A 15,502-nucleotide genomic window follows, 5' to 3' on the forward strand; every position below is an offset into this window, starting at 1 on the left:
CTCGTTTGGGAATGCGGCGTTGCAGCGGCATCTGCCCGCCTTCAAACCACGGCCTTCTTTTCGAACCGGAACGGGAATATTGCCCTTTATGGCCGCGTGTCGAGGTGCCGCCATGCCCGGAGCCTTCGCCGCGCCCGACTCGTTTGGCTTTTTTGTGTGAGCCTTTGGCGTATGTCAAATTGGATAAATTCATGACTGCTCGCTTGTGCTAAATGAGTCGTGACTAAGCTTGCTCAATTTTGACCAGATGTTTCACTTTGTCCAGCATGCCGCGAATCTGCGGCGTGTCTTGATGAACCACCGAATGCCGGATGCGCCTCAAACCCAGGGCTTTCATGGTCAGTTTCTGCTTTTGCAGATGGCCGATGACGCTGCGCACTTGGGTGACTTTTAATTTCTTTTCCGTGCTCATGATATCACTTCACCGTCTTCGCTCATGGTGCGGGTAAACATTTCACGAACGCTCAATCCCCGGCGCCGCGCAACTTCCGAAGCATCGACAATATTGCTCAACGCATTCATCGTCGCTTTGACGACATTGTGAGGATTGGCCGAGCCTAATGATTTCGAGAGTACGTTTTGAATGCCGGCTGCTTCCATGATGGCGCGCACCGCGCCGCCGGCAATCACGCCGGTGCCGGGAGAAGCGGGTTTCAAAAAGACTTTGCCTGCGCCATATTTGCCCTGCGTCTCGTGGGGCAGAGTGCCGTTCAACACCGGCACGCGCACGAGATTTTTCTTTGCGTCTTCAGCGCCTTTGGAGATGGCGTCGGTAACTTCCTTGGCCTTGCCCAAGCCGCAGCCGACATGCCCTCTGCCGTCGCCCACCACAACGATCGCATTGAAACCGAAACGCCGTCCACCCTTGACGACTTTCGCCGTGCGATTCACGGCGACGACATGCTCTTTCAGTTCCAACTCACCCGAGCTGATTTTTTCTTTACGTACCATAGTTCTCCGTTAAAAGTGTAGCCCGCCTTGCCGGGCGCCATCAGCGAGAGCTTTCACACGGCCATGATAGACATAACCGCTGCGATCAAATACGACGCTTTTGATATTCATCTCTTGCGCCTTCTGCGCCAGGGCGCGGCCAACAATATTGGCGGCTTGCACTTTTGTTTCGGCCTTCTTGATGTCTTCTCGAATTTCCTTGCTGACGGTGGACACCGTCGTTATCGTCTTCTTCGCATTGTCATCAATCAACTGCGCATAAATATTCTTCAGACTGCGAAAAACAACCAAGCGGGGGCGTCCCGGCGTGCCGTAAACTTTCTTACGGAAGCGGAACGTTTTTCTTTTTTTATCCCGCCGCATACGAGGGGCGATACGCTTGAATCCCATGACCTCTCCCAGATGAGTTTCATCAGTTTGTCAATTAACTTTGGGCAAACACCATGTTTCACCCGACAATCAGCCCGTTCACTACAAACTGAAGCGAAATCAATTATGCCGCCGTTTTACCGGCTTTCCGACGTACCACTTCGTCGATATACTTGATTCCTTTTCCTTTGTATGGCTCTGGCGGCCTAAACGAGCGAATCTTTGCAGCAACTTGTCCCACCAAGCCTTTATCGATGCCGCTGACTTTGATGCTATTCGGCGTCTCGCATGTAATCGTCACGCCCTCGGGGGGCAGAAACAGAATCGCATGGCCGTAGCCGATTTGCAGCAGTAATCGTTTACTTTTCATTTCGGCGCGATAGCCGACGCCCACGATTTCTAACTTCTTTTCGAAGCCGGTCGTCACGCCGAGAACCATATTGCTGATCAACGCCCGATACAAACCGTGCATCGCCTTGAACATTTTTTCATCATTCGGGCGGGTAACGCTGAGGGTGGAATCCTCAATGCGCACACCGATCTGCGGATGAAAATCGCAAGACAATTCGCCCTTGGGGCCTTTGACCTTGACGGAATGGCCGTCAACCGAAACCTTGACGCCGGCCGGTATCTGAATGATTTTCTTGCCTACGCGCGACACGGATAATCCCTTTTCGTTTTTACCACACGTAACATAAAACTTCGCCGCCCACGTGATACTTTCTGGCATCCCGGTCAGTGATGATGCCTTTCGGCGTTGAAAGTATGGCGAGGCCGTAATTGTTGAACACTCTCGGAAAACTCCTGACGCTCACATACTTGCGCAAACCCGGCACACTGATCCGGCGCAAACCGCGAATCACATGCTTTTCCTGTTCGTCATACTTGAGAAAAATCCGTATGACGTTTTGCTTGCCGTCTTCAATGATGAGATAATCGTTGACGTAGCCGTAACGATGGAGAATTTTTGTAATGCTGATTTTTGCACGCGAGGCGGGAATATCCACCCTGGCGTGTTTCGCCTTGCCGGCGTTGCGAATTCTCGTTAAAAAATCGGAAATAGGATCAGTCTGCATAATTCCTGCTCTTGTTCTCGCACTATGACTTACCAGCTCGCCTTCGTGACGCCCGGAATTTTACCGTCGAGCGCCAAGGATCGAAAACAGATACGGCACAGGCCGAACCGGCGATAATACGCGCGCGGCCGGCCGCATTGCATGCACCGATTATAACGCCGGGTGGAAAATTTGGGCGTGCGCTGTTGCTTCGCCCGCATGGACTTTTTTGCCACGTTCAATCCCTAACTTAAGAAGGTCAATTTTTACTTTCTGCGGAACGGCATCCCGAAACCGGCGAGCAGCTCAAAAGCTTCTTCGTCGCTTTTCGCAGTCGTCACGAATGTAATGTTCATGCCGCGAATCTTCGTCACCTTGTCATAATTGATTTCAGGAAAGATGATCTGCTCCTTGACGCCGATGGTGTAATTGCCGAAACCATCAAAGGCCTTGTCGGGCAGCCCACGGAAATCGCGGATACGCGGCACGGCTATCGAAATAAAGCGTTCGAGAAATTCATACATGCGCCAGCGGCGCAGCGTGACCATGCAGCCAATCGGCATGTTCTCACGCAACTTAAAATTCGAGATCGATTTCTTCGCCCGCGTAATAATTGGCTTCTGGCCGGTGATGATTTCCATATCAGCCGCCGCCGCATCCAGATATTTTTGATCATCCACCGCATCGCCCACGCCCATGTTGATGATGATCTTCGCGAGCCGGGGCACTTGCATCTTATTGCGGTAATTGAAGCGCTTGATCAATCCTGGAACAATTTCGTTGCGGTACATGGCAAACAATTGCGGAAGGTAGTCAGCGGGCAGCGCTTCTTTTTTATCCTTTTCTACTTTCGCCTCGCTGGCCGGGGCCGCCTTTTTGCCGGCCGGCGCCGAACCTGCGTTTTTGGATTTACCCTTCTGGGCGTTTTCTTTGGACTTCTCGGCCATTACTTCACCCTACTTTCAACGATAATCTCGCCGCTTTTTTTCGCGACACGCACACGGTTTCTCGAGGTTTTATCGGAATTTTTAATCATCTGGACGCCAACACGCGTCGGAATGCCCTGCTTGGGATCAATCAACATGACGTTCGACACATGCACCGGCCCTTCTTTTTCAATGATGCCGCCTTGCTGATTTTTTTGGCTGGGGCGCGTGTGCCGCTTGATCAGATTCACACCTTCAACGATCACCCGGTTCTTCTCCGGAAAAACCTTCAGCACTCGTCCTTGCCGGCCGCGTTGATCGCCGCTAATCACGACCACCATATCATTTTTGCGTATTCTCATGAGCTTTATTCCTTACCGCAATGCCTTGATTATAATACTTCCGGAGCCAGAGAAATGATTTTCATGTATTGTTTATCGCGCAACTCGCGCGCAACCGGGCCAAAGATGCGGGTGCCTTTGGGCTCTTTTTCTTCGTTGATCAACACCGCGGCATTCTCATCAAACCGGATGTAAGACCCGTCTTTCCGGCGCACTTCGCGTTTGGTGCGCACGATCACGGCGTGACTGATGTCGCCCTTCTTAATGGTGCCGCCCGGGGCCGCAGATTTAACGGCCACGACGATAATATCTCCCACCGAGCCGTACCGGCGCTTGCTGCCGCCCATCACGCGGATGCACATGACTTTTTTAGCCCCGGTATTGTCAGCAACATTCAGTCTTGTATATTCTTGTACCATTTTTCACTCCCGTCAATGCTAATGTTACCAGGCTAGCAACTGGCGGTACCTTTCGAGGTTATTCAAATGTGCTCATGCCGAAAAATTCGGCGTCTCGCGGTGAAGTCCAAACTCACTTGGCTTTGTTCAAAATTTCAACCAGCCGCCAGCGCTTATTCTTGCTGAGCGGGCGGGTCTCCATAATCAAAACCGTGTCGCCAATGCCCGCGGAATTTTCTTCATCATGCGCCATGAACTTGGAGGTTTGCTTGTAATACTTTTTGTACAACGCATGACGCACCACGCGCTCGACGCTGACGACGACGCTTTTATTCATTTTATTGCTGACGACCTTGCCAATTTTTGTTTTACGCTGGCGTCGCGAGGTTTGACCTGTCGCAGTATTTTCCATATATGGCTCTTCGCTGAACTGAATGGTTACGTGGTTGCTCCGCGCGGGGCGCGCCGGCCTGTACGATATTCCTGCAAAACCGTTTTCAAGCGCGCAATGTCGCGGCGAATCATGCGCAGCCGCATGGGATTGTCCAATTGGCGTGTGGCATGCTGAAAACGGAAGTTTTGGTACTCTTCCAGGAGATCTTTGAGCTTGTGCTCCAAATCTGCCGGCGTCGATTCTTTGATTTCGTGCATCTTCATGGCGTACGGCCTGTTCGTTTACAAAGTTAGAAAGCGGGATTCGTGATCTACTTGCCAAAATCGCTGGCGCTGACAAAGCGCGTCTTGATCGGCAATTTGTGCGCGGCCAGCCGCATCGCTTCTTGCGCAACACTCTTTTCCACACCGCCGATCTCGAACAATATTCGTCCCGGCTTAATAACGGCGACCCAATATTCCGGCGTGCCCTTGCCTTTTCCCATGCGGGTTTCCGCCGGTTTTTCGGTGACAGGTTTATCCGGGAAAACGCGAATCCAAACTTTGCCGCCGCGCTTGAGACTGCGCGTCATGGCGACTCGGCTGGCTTCCAATTGGCGCGCTGTGATCCAGGCGGGCTCAGTCGCCTTCAGGCCGAACTCTCCAAACGCGATTTGACTGCCGCGTTGCGCCGCGCCTTTCATGCGGCCGCGTTGCTGCTTGCGAAATTTGACTCGTTTCGGCATTAACATTGGTTATCGTCTCCTTGCTCACATCCGGCGGTCGCCGATGATCTCACCGCGACAGATCCATACTTTGACCCCGATCGTGCCGTAGGTCGTTTTCGCAGTCGCGCGCGCAAAATCAATGTCGGCGCGCAGTGTGTGCAGCGGAATGCGGCCTTCTTTATACTGTTCGGTGCGCGCCATTTCCGCGCCGCCTAACCGGCCCGCGCAAAACACACGCACACCCTCGGCGCCCATGCGCATCGTGCCGGTAATCGCCTTTTTCATCGCGCGCTTGAACGAAATTTTGGCTTCGAGCTGGTGCGCGATATTCTCCGCCACCAAATACGCGTCCAATTCCGGCCGCTTGATCTCGTTGATGTTCAGTTGAATTTCTTTTTTCGTGACGCGCTGCAGCTCTTCTTTCAGCTTGTCGACCTCCGAGCCTTTGCGTCCGATCACGATACCCGGGCGGGCCGTGTGAATCGTGACCGTGATTCTCTTGTCGGAGGGATCGCGTTCGATCTGAATCATCGATACGCCGGCGCGTTGCAACCGGCTGCGCACGTAGCGGCGTAAATGCAAATCTTCTTTCAGCTTCGTTTGAAAATTACGCCCACCGAACCAATTCGATTCCCAGTCACGCACGATACCGAGGCGCAGACCGATGGGATTGGTTTTCTGACCCAAAAGACCTCCTAAACTCTAGTTGGCTTGCTGTTCAACTGCTTCGCCGTCGGACACCACGACGGTAATATGGCAAGAACGTTTGCGAATGCGCGAGGCGCGTCCCATCGAGCCGGCACGAAAACGCTTCATGGTGAAGCCGCCGTCGACAAACGCCTGCATCACAAACAAATCTTCCGTGTCCGCCTTCTTGGTTTCCGTACCTTCGATATAATTCGCCACCGCAGAACGAATAGTTTTCTCAATCGGCAGCGCGGCGCGTTTGCGGGTAAAATGCAAAATGTTCAACGCTTCTTCGACGCCTTTGCCGCGGACGAGATCAATGACTCGCCGGACTTTTCGCGGCGACATGCGCAAGTAACGTAATTTGGCACGTGCTTCCATAACGATCCAATCTCTCTTAAGCTGTGGCGCCGGGGGCGGCTTTTACTTTTGCGGTCTTTTCCGTCGCAGATTTTCCGGCGTGCCCGCGAAACGTACGTGTCAACGCAAATTCACCGAGCTTATGGCCGACCATGTTCTCACTGATGAACACGGGAATGAATTTATTGCCATTATGAATGGCCAGAGTATGCCCCACGAATTCCGGGCTAATCGTCGAGCGCCGCGCCCACGTTTTGATGACTTTACGCTCGTTGCGCTTATTCATCTCCGTGACGCGCTTCAACAGATTTTGATCGACGTATGGACCTTTTTTGACACTGCGCGGCATGCGATTTCAACCTCTATAAAGATTTATTTAAACTCAAACCCTTGCGTGATTTGATAATGTATTTGCTTGAGGCCTTCTTGCGCGTGCGCGTCTTCAATCCTTTTGCCTTCTGGCCCCAGGGCGAACAAGGATGGCGGCCGCCGGAGCTTCGTCCTTCACCGCCGCCCATTGGGTGATCAACCGGATTCATCACCACGCCGCGCACATGCGGACGCCAACCCAACCAGCGCGAGCGCCCGGCTTTGCCCCACGTAATATTCTCATGATCGGTGTTTCCCACCTGCCCAATCGTCGCGCGATTTTCCACGCGCACCATGCGCACTTCTCCGGAGGGCAGCTTGATCTGCGCATAATTGCCCTCGCGCGCCACAAGCTGAATCGCGGTGCCCGCGCTGCGGCCCAGTTGGCCGCCCCGGCCCTGGCGCAACTCCACATTGTGAATCGTGAGGCCCAGAGGAATATTGCTCAAGGGCAGTGAATTTCCCGGACGAATCTCAGCGTTCGGACCGGAAGACACGGTGTCGCCAACATTCAGCCCAATCGGCGCGAGAATATAACGCTTCTCGCCGTCGGCATAATGCAACAGTGCAATGCGCGCCGAGCGATTCGGATCATATTCAATCGCAACAACCTTGGCGGGAATGCCGTCTTTTTCGCGCTTGAAATCAATGATGCGATATGCGCGCTTATGGCCGCCGCCGCGGTGCCGGCTCGTCAGCTTGCCCAAATTATTCCGCCCGCCGGATTTTTTCAGAGGCGCAAGCAGAGACTTTTCCGGCCTCGACTTGGTGATCTCTTCAAACGTGGAAACCGTGCGGTAACGCAAGCTCGGTGTCAACGGCCTGAATGTTTTGATCGGCATGATGAACCCTAATCTGTTTCTATCGGTTCGCCTCGGCAGAGGCAATTTTCAAAAACCTTTATTGATCGATTAACCTTGCCCGCTGCCGGGCAATTTGACTCTTTATCAGGAAGCTGCGCCCGCGTAGAAATCGATTTTCTGGCCTTCCTGAAGCGTGACGAGAGCTTTTTTATAGTCCCGGCGGCGGCCAAACGTCACGCCGCGCCGCGTGTTCATGCGCTTGCTCTTGCCCTTGATGTTGACGATATTCACATCAACCACATTTACGTTGAATTTTTTCTGCACGGCGCGTTTGATTTCAAATTTATTGGCGTCAGCCAGCACTTCGAAGCCGTATTTGTTGCGGTGTTTCTTCTTATCATCGTCCTTTTCCTCGCTGAGGAGCAGGATTTTTTCCGTCAACAGCGGGCGGCGCAAAATCTCTTCCGGCGTTCTCATGCCTGCAACACTCCCGCGATGCGTGACACCGCGCTTTCTTGAATGAATAATTTCTGGCAGTCGAGCAAATCCAACGTCGAAGCCTCCGGGCCAACTTGCAATTTCATTTTATAAAGGTTCCGGCTGGCGCGCAACAAGGATGAATCCGCTTGCGGAACGAGCAGAACGGATTTGATCTTGTCCGCACCAAAATTTTTGAGAATCGCCGTCATATCCTTCGTCTTGCCGCTCTCCAGGGTGAAATCCTCCACCACCACAAGTTCACCCGATTGGGCTTTCAACGACAACACGGATTTGCGCGCCAATTTCTTGACTTTCTGATTGATCGATTGGCTGTAATCACGCGGTTGCGGGCCAAAGACGCGGCCACCGCCCACCCAAAGCGGCGAGCGAATCGAGCCGGCGCGCGCCACACCGCGGCCTTTTTGCTTCCACGGTTTCTTGCCGCCGCCGCTGACTTCCTTGCGCGTTTTGGTCTTGTGCGTGCCCTGCCGTTGATTGGCTTGCTGCGCTTTCACCGCCAGGTAAATCACGTGGCGATTCGGCTCGATACCGAATACCTCATCCGGCAGTGTAATCGTTTTGCCGGATTTTTGGCCGTCTTTTGTATATACCTCGACTTGCATGTCATTCTCACTTGGAGATGATAACGATTCCTTGATTCGCGCCTGGAACACTGCCGCGCAGCATCAGAATATTATTCTCAGCATCCACCTTGACGACTTTCAAATTCTTCGTCGTCACACGATCGCCGCCCATGCGTCCGGCCATGCGCATGCCCTTCCAAACCCTCGAAGGGTAGGAACTGCCGCCCACCGAACCCGGCGCGCGCATGCGATCACTTTGACCGTGCGTCACGGAGCCGCCGCCGAAATGGTGGCGTTTCACCACGCCTTGAAAACCCTTGCCCTTGCTCATGCCAATCGCTTTCACGACATCGCCGACTTTAAAAAGATCGGCTTTAATGACATCGCCCAGTTTGAAATTGGCGATATCGTCAAAGTCGCGAAATTCTCGCACGTGTTGCGCCACCGGAATGTTGGCCTTGGCAAAGTGCCCGGCTTCCGCTTTATTGATTTTCTTCTTGCGTTTTTCTGCAAAACCGAGTTGCAGCGAATCGTAACCATGTTTCTGCTGGGTACGAATGTCGGAGATGTAGCACGGTCCGGCTTGAATCACCGTCACCGGCACGCTATTTCCTTTATCATCGAAAATACGTGACATCCCTAGTTTTTTACCGATCAACCCAGTCATAATCGCCTTTGCAAAATTTAACTAACGCCTGCACGCTCAGACTTTGATTTCGACATCGACGCCGGCGGGCAACTCCAGCTTCATCAGCGCATCAACGGTTTTGGGATTTGAATTGAGAATATCTATCAACCGTTTGTGAATACGCGTTTCGAATTGCTCGCGCGATTTTTTGTCAACATGCGGCGAGCGCAAAACCGTGTAAATGGAACGCTTCGTGGGAAGAGGTATCGGCCCAGAAATCGCAGCGCCCGTTTGCTTCGCCGTTCGAATGATCTTATCTGTCGACTTATCGATCAACCGATGATCATGCGCCTTCAGCTTGATTCGTATCTTTTGTCCAACCACGACGAACTCACTCCGCATTTCAAATGTTCTTCATACCAACAGGATTTCTTGGGCCATCCCAACAAAACAAAGGGCATCGCTTGCTGCACGATGCCCAATTTCTTACGCGGGCCACGCTGTCAGTTTTTTCATTATTCCCTGATTTTCGCCACCGCGCCGGCGCCGATGGTGCGACCACCTTCGCGAATAGCGAAGCGTAGACCTTCTTCCATGGCGATCGGGGAAATCAATTCTACTTCCATGGTAATGTTGTCGCCCGGCATAACCATTTCAACGCCTTCCGGCAAATGAGCAACGCCGGTCACATCCGTGGTGCGGAAATAGAATTGCGGACGGTAACCGTTGAAAAACGGTGTATGGCGGCCGCCTTCTTCCTTTTTCAAAACGTAGACTTCCGCGGAAAATTTGGTGTGCGGCGTAATCGAACCTGGCGCCGCGATAACCATACCGCGTTCCAATTCTTCCTTGTTCACGCCGCGAAGCAACAAGCCCACATTGTCGCCGGCTTCACCGGAATCGAGCAATTTGCGGAACATTTCCACGCCGGTGACCACGCTTTTCTTCGGCTTTGAGCCTTTTTCACCCAAGCCTACGATTTCCACTTCTTCGCCAACTTTGATCTTGCCGCGCTCAATACGACCGGTGCCGACGGTGCCGCGGCCGGTGATCGAGAAGACGTCTTCCACCGGCATCAAGAACGGTTTGTCAATATCACGCACAGGCGTCGGAATATATTTGTCGACGGCGTCCATTAAATCAAACAACGCCTTGTTTTTGGCGGGATCGCCCGGACTGCTGAGCGCTTCCAACGCGCTGCCGCGGATGATCGGAATCTCGTCGCCGGGGAATTGATACTGCTTGAGCAAGTCGCGCAGTTCCAGTTCAACCAATTCCAACAACTCAGGATCGTCGACCATGTCGACCTTGTTCAAAAAGACGACGATGTACGGCACACCGACTTGCCGCGCCAACAAGATGTGTTCACGCGTTTGGGGCATGGGGCCGTCTGCCGCACTCACCACCAGGATCGCGCCGTCCATCTGCGCGGCGCCCGTGATCATGTTCTTCACATAATCCGCGTGGCCAGGGCAGTCGACGTGGGCGTAGTGACGAACGTCGGTTTCATACTCAACGTGAGCGGTATTGATCGTGATACCACGCGCCTTTTCTTCCGGCGCGTTATCAATCTGATCATAGCTCTTGAATTGAGCGAGACCCTTCTTTTCGAGCGCTTGCGTGATGGCCGCAGTCAACGTGGTTTTGCCGTGATCAACGTGGCCAATCGTGCCGATATTCACATGCGGCTTGCTGCGCACAAACTTTTGTTTAGCCATGAATCAATCCTCCCGATGGGACTTTGGGATCAATCATTTTTGACAACTTCAGATGGTTGAGCGACCCCGCCGCAGCGGGATCAATTTATTTTTGACTTTTAACACTTTCCGTTAGCGTGTCTGCGATCGACTGCGGCACTTGATCATAATGCGAAAATTGCATGGTATAAATCGCGCGCCCCTGCGTGATCGAGCGCAACGTTGTGGCATATCCGAACATCTCGCTCAGCGGAACGGTCGCTGCAATCACTTGCGCATCGCTGCGCGGAAACATGCCGCGAATACGCCCGCGCCGCGAGTTCAGATCGCCCATGACATCGCCCATGTAGCTTTCCGGCACGACAACTTCCACATCCATAACCGGCTCCAGCAACACCGGCGAGGCTTTTTTCGCGCCTTCTTTGAAAGCCATGGAACCCGCAATTTTAAAGGCCATTTCCGAAGAATCGACATCGTGATACGAGCCATCGATTAGACTGGCCTTGACATCAACCACGGGATAACCGGCCAGCACGCCGTTTTGCAGGGCCTGCTGAATGCCTTCCATCGTCGGCTTGATATATTCACGCGGAATAACACCGCCAATGATCTTGTTTTCAAATTCAAAACCTTTGCCGGGCTCATTCGGCTCAAGCTCGATGACAACGTGGCCATATTGGCCGCGGCCGCCGCTTTGACGAATGAACTTGCCCACCGCTTCCACTTTCTTGCGGATGGTTTCTTTGTAGGCGACTTGCGGCTTGCCAACATTCGCATGAACTTTGAATTCGCGCAGCAGACGGTCAACCAAAATCTCCAGATGCAACTCACCCATACCGGAAATCAAGGTCTGCCCGGTTTCATCGTCCGTACGGACTTTGAAGGTGGGATCTTCTTCCGCAAGTTTGGCGAGTGACTCACCCAGAGCATCTTGATCGGCCTTGGTTTTTGGTTCGATCGCAACGGAAATCACCGGCTCCGGGAAATGCATCGATTCCAAGATAATTTGATTCTTCTCATCACAGAGCGTGTGGCCGGTCCGCGTATTCTTGAGTCCGACCGCCGCGATAATGTCTCCGGCTTGCGCGAACTCGATATCTTCACGTTTGTTCGCCGACATGAGCAGCAAGCGGCCAACTCGTTCTTTGTGCTTAATCGTGCTGTTGTACACATAACTGCCAACATCGACTTTGCCGGAATAAACGCGAAAATAGGTAAGCTTGCCGACATAAGGGTCGGTCATAATTTTGAACGCCAGCGCCGAAAAGGGCTCCGAGGGGAGCGGCTTCCGGAATAGTTCATCATTATTTTTCGGGTGTGTGCCCTTGGTGTCAGGCATGTCCTTCGGAGAAGGCAAATAAAAAGTAACGGCATCAAGCAGGCGTTGCACACCTTTGTTTTTGAAAGCGGAACCGCACAAAACCGGAACCATGCCGACATCAATCGTTGCCTTGCGAATGGCCGCGCGAATTTCTTCTTCTCCAATTGGCTCATCGTGCAGGTATTTAACCAGCAACGAATCGTCGTAATCCGAAACCGCTTCGAGGAGAATCGTGCGATATTCCTTAGCCTTGTCGGCCAGTTCCGCCGGTATATCAAGCTCTTCCCACTCTTTGCCCAGCGCTTCGTCGGTATACACCACCGCTTTCATGCGAATCAAATCGATCAGGCCTGTAAACAGCTCGCCCTCACCCAGGGGGATTTGCAGCGGCACGGCGTTGGCGCCCAAACGTTCTTTGATCATTTGAATAGCGCCATAAAAATCTGCGCCGACGCGATCCATTTTGTTGATGAACGCAATGCGCGGAACGCGGTAACGGTCGGCTTGACGCCAAACCGTCTCGGATTGCGGCTCCACGCCTCCGACTGCGCAAAACAGTGCAACCGCGCCGTCAAGAACGCGCAACGAGCGCTCGACTTCGATAGTAAAATCGACGTGGCCGGGGGTGTCAATAATATTAATGCGATGATTCTTCCATTGACACGAAATCGCTGCGGAGGTAATGGTGATACCGCGCTCGCGTTCCTGCTCCATCCAATCCGTCGTAGCCGCGCCGTCATGGACTTCGCCCATGCGGTGAATCTTTCCGGTATAGAAAAGAATACGCTCGGTCGTGGTTGTTTTGCCGGCATCAATATGCGCCATGATGCCGATATTTCTGATTTTTGCTAGATCGATATTCATAGACATAAAAAACTCCACTTTACTCAAGAGAAAACCCGACGTGCTTTTCTCTCAAGGCGAGTGGAGATTGCTCGCAACAGCACACTTCAGGTTATCAACTCAAAACTGCAATGATTCTGATCAATTAAGATGAAATCCTTTGGGGATCAAAACTTGAAAAACAGAATACTCACGATTCCCGCGAATCTTACCAGCGAAAATGCGCGAACGCTTTGTTGGCTTCCGCCATTTTGTGTGTGTCTTCGCGTTTCTTGATGGCGCTTCCTTCTTTATTCGAAGCCGCCACAATCTCATTGGCCAAGCGCTCGGCCATGGTCTTTTCGCTCCGCTCACGCGCGTAGCCAACCAGCCAGCGAATGGCCAAGGCTTGCTGCCTTTGCGAACGCACTTCGACGGGCACTTGATAGTTTGCGCCGCCGACACGACGCGATTTAACTTCCAATAGCGGCCGGACATTGTCCATGGCTTTCTCAAAAACCTGCAAGCCCTTGCGGCCGCTTTTCTCTTCGGCCAGCTCAATCGCGCGATAGAATATTCTCTCGGCGATGCTGCGCTTACCGCATTCCATCAGGCCGTTAATGAATTTCGTTACCAGAATGCTGCCATACTTGGGATCCGGCAGCACTTCACGCTTCAATATTCGCTTTCGTCTCGGCATAGTTCGGTTTAATTATTTACCCGCGGCTGACTTTCTCTTTGTGCCATACTTCGAGCGCCCTTGATTCCGCTCTTGCACACCGGCAGAATCATAGACGCCGCGCACGATATGATAACGCACACCCGGCAAGTCCTTCACACGTCCGCCGCGAATCAATACGATGGAGTGCTCTTGCAAATTATGCCCTTCACCGGGAATATATGCTGTTACTTCATAGCTATTCGTCAATCTCACGCGCGCCACTTTGCGCAACGCGGAATTCGGCTTTTTGGGTGTCGTTGTGTATACCCTTGTGCAAACACCACGCCGCTGGGGAGATCCAGTCAATGCAGGAGCGGTCGTCTTACGACCGGTCTTTTTTCGCCCTAAGCGAACTAATTGATTGATAGTTGGCAAGCGTGCTCCTTTTCAATTACAGAAGCCGAATATACACAAGAAGCTTTAATAAAGCAATATTTTTTATCAGCGATCAAAACAAAGCGCTAAATTTGCAAAAAATTAACCAACGGCGCTTTTGATCGTGGTTTCCAGTTCACCCATCTGGCCGTTCGGAAAAACTCGCAACCTCCTGAATTTATTCAAGCCCGTGCCGGCTGGAATGAGATTGCCCATGATGACATTCTCTTTCAAGCCAAGCAAGCGGTCGGTTTTTCCTTCAATCGAAGCCTCGGTCAAAACGCGGGTGGTTTCCTGGAAGGAGGCCGCGGAAATGAAACTATCCGTAGTCAAAGAAGCCTTGGTAATGCCGAGCAGCAACGGTTGAAATGTTGCCGGTTTGGCCGGTCGAAATTTGATAGGCTCTTTGCCGGCGCTTTTCAGCTTATCATTCAAGCGATCAACTTCAGCTTGATCGATCAGCATATCGGCCGATAGCTTGGAGTCGCCGGGATCGGTTACCACGACGCGCAATTTCATCAACTCGTTCTCGGCCAGAAAGCGAATCTTGTCAACTTGATCGCCTTCCAGATAAGTGGTGTCGCCGGGATCCTCGATCTTGACTTTCTGCAACATTTGGCGCACAATGACTTCAATATGCTTGTCGTTGATGCGAACGCCTTGCAGACGATAAACCTCCTGAATCTCGTTCACCAGGTATTCCTGCACCCGATTCGGCCCCATGATGTTGAGAATATCCTGCGGGGCAATCGAGCCTTCCGAAAGCTTTTCGCCGGCTTGCACCCAATCGCCGTCATGCACGAGAACGTGCTTGCCATACGGGATTTGGTAAACCTTTTCGTCTTTGCCATCGCGGGAGGCAATCGTAATTTTACGAACACCGCGGCGAATCTCGCAGGTATCGTCGCCCCCTGGCTCACCGGATGGTTGATTCAGCGGACGGGAACGTTCGACGCCCCCATCAAAACCGTCGGAGTGTGGCTGGCGCTCGGGATTGGCTCCTACCTGCTGCTGGTGCGCCGCCGGTTCGCTCCGAAATAGCGCCCATCCGTTTCAGCCTCGAAGCGCTTTGCGGAGCCTGCGGCCGACAATTTCAGCTTCGCCGGGCTGGAGCATCCAGGAAGCGATCTCAATCGTGTCCGGCACATAGGAGCCCGGCACTACTTCAATTTCGGGCTCTTCGTCGCGTAGCGCCTGGAGGACCTCGGGCCGTGTGACGCCAGCCGCCGCGGCATCCACGTGAATTCGCAAGTGCGGCACCTGGTTGGCGATCTCAGGGACAAAACGCTCGGTGCGCACGCCAGGCAGTCCAGTGACGGCATCCGCCATTACTTTGATCCGCCGCTCCCACTCCCGCCAGTCGGCTTCATGGTCGTGCTTCAGATACATTTCAACGGCGACCATCATGCCCACCAGTTCTTCTTTGTTGACCTTGCAGCTTCGTCCGATGGTGTCGCTATGTGGCGCAGTATTCAGCCGGGCGGCGCGAATCAGATCATCTCTTCCGAGCAGCAG

The 15,502-nt window shown here is 52.9% G+C and carries 26 protein-coding genes; all 26 read right to left on the bottom strand.

The annotated features are described in order from the left end of the window. A partial coding sequence (gene rplO, locus FBQ85_13935; GenBank protein MDL1876254.1) for a 50S ribosomal protein L15 occupies window positions 1-193 on the bottom strand: 193 nt, incomplete at its 3' end. A gap of 30 nt (window positions 194-223) precedes the next feature. Beyond that, window positions 224-412, bottom strand: a complete 189-nt coding sequence (rpmD, locus tag FBQ85_13940; GenBank protein ID MDL1876255.1) for a 50S ribosomal protein L30 — start codon at window positions 410-412, stop codon at window positions 224-226. Further along, window positions 409-951 (bottom strand): 30S ribosomal protein S5, encoded by a 543-nt coding sequence (locus FBQ85_13945; GenBank protein MDL1876256.1) that lies wholly within the window; start codon window positions 949-951, stop codon window positions 409-411. The genes rpmD and FBQ85_13945 overlap by 4 nt, the downstream gene beginning before the upstream one ends. A gap of 9 nt (window positions 952-960) precedes the next feature. Continuing rightward, window positions 961-1,341, bottom strand: coding sequence for a 50S ribosomal protein L18 (locus FBQ85_13950; protein ID MDL1876257.1), 381 nt, complete (start codon window positions 1,339-1,341; stop codon window positions 961-963). 103 nt (window positions 1,342-1,444) lie between these two features. Beyond that, complete coding sequence (locus FBQ85_13955; protein ID MDL1876258.1) at window positions 1,445-1,981, bottom strand: 50S ribosomal protein L6; 537 nt, start codon at window positions 1,979-1,981, stop codon at window positions 1,445-1,447. Window positions 1,982-2,000: 19 nt separating this feature from the next. After that, window positions 2,001-2,399, bottom strand: coding sequence for a 30S ribosomal protein S8 (gene rpsH / locus FBQ85_13960; GenBank protein ID MDL1876259.1), 399 nt, complete (start codon window positions 2,397-2,399; stop codon window positions 2,001-2,003). A gap of 26 nt (window positions 2,400-2,425) precedes the next feature. Further along, window positions 2,426-2,611, bottom strand: a complete 186-nt coding sequence (locus tag FBQ85_13965; protein MDL1876260.1) for a type Z 30S ribosomal protein S14 — start codon at window positions 2,609-2,611, stop codon at window positions 2,426-2,428. Window positions 2,612-2,641: 30 nt separating this feature from the next. Beyond that, window positions 2,642-3,322: a 50S ribosomal protein L5 gene (rplE, locus tag FBQ85_13970; protein ID MDL1876261.1), complete on the bottom strand. Its 681-nt coding sequence runs from the start codon at window positions 3,320-3,322 to the stop codon at window positions 2,642-2,644. Beyond that, window positions 3,322-3,663, bottom strand: a complete 342-nt coding sequence (locus tag FBQ85_13975) for a 50S ribosomal protein L24 (GenBank protein MDL1876262.1) — start codon at window positions 3,661-3,663, stop codon at window positions 3,322-3,324. The genes rplE and FBQ85_13975 overlap by 1 nt, the downstream gene beginning before the upstream one ends. 29 nt (window positions 3,664-3,692) lie before the next feature. Continuing rightward, window positions 3,693-4,061 (bottom strand): 50S ribosomal protein L14, encoded by a 369-nt coding sequence (gene rplN / locus FBQ85_13980; GenBank protein ID MDL1876263.1) that lies wholly within the window; start codon window positions 4,059-4,061, stop codon window positions 3,693-3,695. 112 nt (window positions 4,062-4,173) lie between these two features. Next, complete coding sequence (gene rpsQ, locus FBQ85_13985; protein MDL1876264.1) at window positions 4,174-4,452, bottom strand: 30S ribosomal protein S17; 279 nt, start codon at window positions 4,450-4,452, stop codon at window positions 4,174-4,176. Window positions 4,453-4,478: 26 nt separating this feature from the next. Further along, complete coding sequence (locus FBQ85_13990) at window positions 4,479-4,697, bottom strand: 50S ribosomal protein L29 (protein ID MDL1876265.1); 219 nt, start codon at window positions 4,695-4,697, stop codon at window positions 4,479-4,481. 47 nt (window positions 4,698-4,744) lie between these two features. Further along, window positions 4,745-5,164 (bottom strand): 50S ribosomal protein L16, encoded by a 420-nt coding sequence (gene rplP, locus FBQ85_13995; GenBank protein ID MDL1876266.1) that lies wholly within the window; start codon window positions 5,162-5,164, stop codon window positions 4,745-4,747. Between the two features lie 18 nt (window positions 5,165-5,182). Then, window positions 5,183-5,827, bottom strand: a complete 645-nt coding sequence (rpsC, locus tag FBQ85_14000; GenBank protein MDL1876267.1) for a 30S ribosomal protein S3 — start codon at window positions 5,825-5,827, stop codon at window positions 5,183-5,185. A gap of 15 nt (window positions 5,828-5,842) precedes the next feature. Beyond that, window positions 5,843-6,208, bottom strand: coding sequence for a 50S ribosomal protein L22 (locus FBQ85_14005; protein MDL1876268.1), 366 nt, complete (start codon window positions 6,206-6,208; stop codon window positions 5,843-5,845). A gap of 16 nt (window positions 6,209-6,224) precedes the next feature. Then, window positions 6,225-6,536: a 30S ribosomal protein S19 gene (gene rpsS / locus FBQ85_14010; protein MDL1876269.1), complete on the bottom strand. Its 312-nt coding sequence runs from the start codon at window positions 6,534-6,536 to the stop codon at window positions 6,225-6,227. 13 nt (window positions 6,537-6,549) lie between these two features. Further along, on the bottom strand, window positions 6,550-7,398 hold the full coding sequence (gene rplB / locus FBQ85_14015) for a 50S ribosomal protein L2 (GenBank protein MDL1876270.1): 849 nt from the start codon (window positions 7,396-7,398) through the stop codon (window positions 6,550-6,552). 105 nt (window positions 7,399-7,503) lie between these two features. Continuing rightward, the gene (locus FBQ85_14020; GenBank protein ID MDL1876271.1) at window positions 7,504-7,836 is read right to left on the bottom strand and encodes a 50S ribosomal protein L23; all 333 of its coding nucleotides are present in this window, start codon (window positions 7,834-7,836) and stop codon (window positions 7,504-7,506) included. Continuing rightward, window positions 7,833-8,462 (bottom strand): 50S ribosomal protein L4, encoded by a 630-nt coding sequence (gene rplD, locus FBQ85_14025; protein ID MDL1876272.1) that lies wholly within the window; start codon window positions 8,460-8,462, stop codon window positions 7,833-7,835. Before rplD ends, FBQ85_14020 begins: the two co-directional genes overlap by 4 nt. A gap of 7 nt (window positions 8,463-8,469) precedes the next feature. Continuing rightward, the gene (locus FBQ85_14030; protein ID MDL1876273.1) at window positions 8,470-9,090 is read right to left on the bottom strand and encodes a 50S ribosomal protein L3; all 621 of its coding nucleotides are present in this window, start codon (window positions 9,088-9,090) and stop codon (window positions 8,470-8,472) included. Between the two features lie 36 nt (window positions 9,091-9,126). After that, entirely contained in the window at window positions 9,127-9,435 is a 309-nt protein-coding gene (rpsJ, locus tag FBQ85_14035; GenBank protein ID MDL1876274.1) for a 30S ribosomal protein S10, read from the bottom strand. 131 nt (window positions 9,436-9,566) lie between these two features. Further along, the gene (gene tuf, locus FBQ85_14040; protein ID MDL1876275.1) at window positions 9,567-10,769 is read right to left on the bottom strand and encodes an elongation factor Tu; all 1,203 of its coding nucleotides are present in this window, start codon (window positions 10,767-10,769) and stop codon (window positions 9,567-9,569) included. Between the two features lie 85 nt (window positions 10,770-10,854). After that, the gene (gene fusA / locus FBQ85_14045; GenBank protein MDL1876276.1) at window positions 10,855-12,939 is read right to left on the bottom strand and encodes an elongation factor G; all 2,085 of its coding nucleotides are present in this window, start codon (window positions 12,937-12,939) and stop codon (window positions 10,855-10,857) included. 181 nt (window positions 12,940-13,120) lie between these two features. Further along, window positions 13,121-13,591 carry a 30S ribosomal protein S7 gene (rpsG, locus tag FBQ85_14050; GenBank protein MDL1876277.1) on the bottom strand — a complete coding sequence of 157 codons (471 nt, stop codon included), beginning with the start codon at window positions 13,589-13,591 and terminating at the stop codon, window positions 13,121-13,123. A 12-nt stretch (window positions 13,592-13,603) separates the two neighbouring features. Then, window positions 13,604-13,987 (bottom strand): 30S ribosomal protein S12, encoded by a 384-nt coding sequence (locus FBQ85_14055; GenBank protein MDL1876278.1) that lies wholly within the window; start codon window positions 13,985-13,987, stop codon window positions 13,604-13,606. A 102-nt stretch (window positions 13,988-14,089) separates the two neighbouring features. Next, window positions 14,090-14,923, bottom strand: a complete 834-nt coding sequence (locus FBQ85_14060) for a hypothetical protein (protein MDL1876279.1) — start codon at window positions 14,921-14,923, stop codon at window positions 14,090-14,092. Window positions 14,924-15,502: the final 579 nt, after the last annotated feature.

It is taken from the genome of Cytophagia bacterium CHB2 (assembly GCA_030263535.1).
In the GTDB taxonomy this organism is placed as follows: domain Bacteria; phylum Zhuqueibacterota; class Zhuqueibacteria; order Zhuqueibacterales; family Zhuqueibacteraceae; genus Coneutiohabitans.

Coding starts and splice junctions, on each gene's coding strand:
- rplB (MDL1876270.1), bottom strand. CDS start 7,398: ATGCCGATCAAAACATTCAGGCCGTTGACACCGAGCTTGCGTTACCGC.
- tuf (MDL1876275.1), bottom strand. CDS start 10,769: ATGGCTAAACAAAAGTTTGTGCGCAGCAAGCCGCATGTGAATATCGGC.
- FBQ85_13945 (MDL1876256.1), bottom strand. CDS start 951: ATGGTACGTAAAGAAAAAATCAGCTCGGGTGAGTTGGAACTGAAAGAG.
- FBQ85_13975 (MDL1876262.1), bottom strand. CDS start 3,663: ATGAGAATACGCAAAAATGATATGGTGGTCGTGATTAGCGGCGATCAA.
- FBQ85_14020 (MDL1876271.1), bottom strand. CDS start 7,836: ATGAGAACGCCGGAAGAGATTTTGCGCCGCCCGCTGTTGACGGAAAAA.
- rpsS (MDL1876269.1), bottom strand. CDS start 6,536: ATGCCGCGCAGTGTCAAAAAAGGTCCATACGTCGATCAAAATCTGTTG.
- rplP (MDL1876266.1), bottom strand. CDS start 5,164: ATGTTAATGCCGAAACGAGTCAAATTTCGCAAGCAGCAACGCGGCCGC.
- FBQ85_13990 (MDL1876265.1), bottom strand. CDS start 4,697: ATGAAGATGCACGAAATCAAAGAATCGACGCCGGCAGATTTGGAGCAC.
- FBQ85_14005 (MDL1876268.1), bottom strand. CDS start 6,208: ATGGAAGCACGTGCCAAATTACGTTACTTGCGCATGTCGCCGCGAAAA.
- fusA (MDL1876276.1), bottom strand. CDS start 12,939: ATGTCTATGAATATCGATCTAGCAAAAATCAGAAATATCGGCATCATG.
- rpsQ (MDL1876264.1), bottom strand. CDS start 4,452: ATGGAAAATACTGCGACAGGTCAAACCTCGCGACGCCAGCGTAAAACA.
- rplE (MDL1876261.1), bottom strand. CDS start 3,322: ATGGCCGAGAAGTCCAAAGAAAACGCCCAGAAGGGTAAATCCAAAAAC.
- rpsG (MDL1876277.1), bottom strand. CDS start 13,591: ATGCCGAGACGAAAGCGAATATTGAAGCGTGAAGTGCTGCCGGATCCC.
- rplN (MDL1876263.1), bottom strand. CDS start 4,061: ATGGTACAAGAATATACAAGACTGAATGTTGCTGACAATACCGGGGCT.
- rplD (MDL1876272.1), bottom strand. CDS start 8,462: ATGCAAGTCGAGGTATATACAAAAGACGGCCAAAAATCCGGCAAAACG.
- FBQ85_13950 (MDL1876257.1), bottom strand. CDS start 1,341: ATGGGATTCAAGCGTATCGCCCCTCGTATGCGGCGGGATAAAAAAAGA.
- FBQ85_14030 (MDL1876273.1), bottom strand. CDS start 9,090: ATGACTGGGTTGATCGGTAAAAAACTAGGGATGTCACGTATTTTCGAT.
- rpmD (MDL1876255.1), bottom strand. CDS start 412: ATGAGCACGGAAAAGAAATTAAAAGTCACCCAAGTGCGCAGCGTCATC.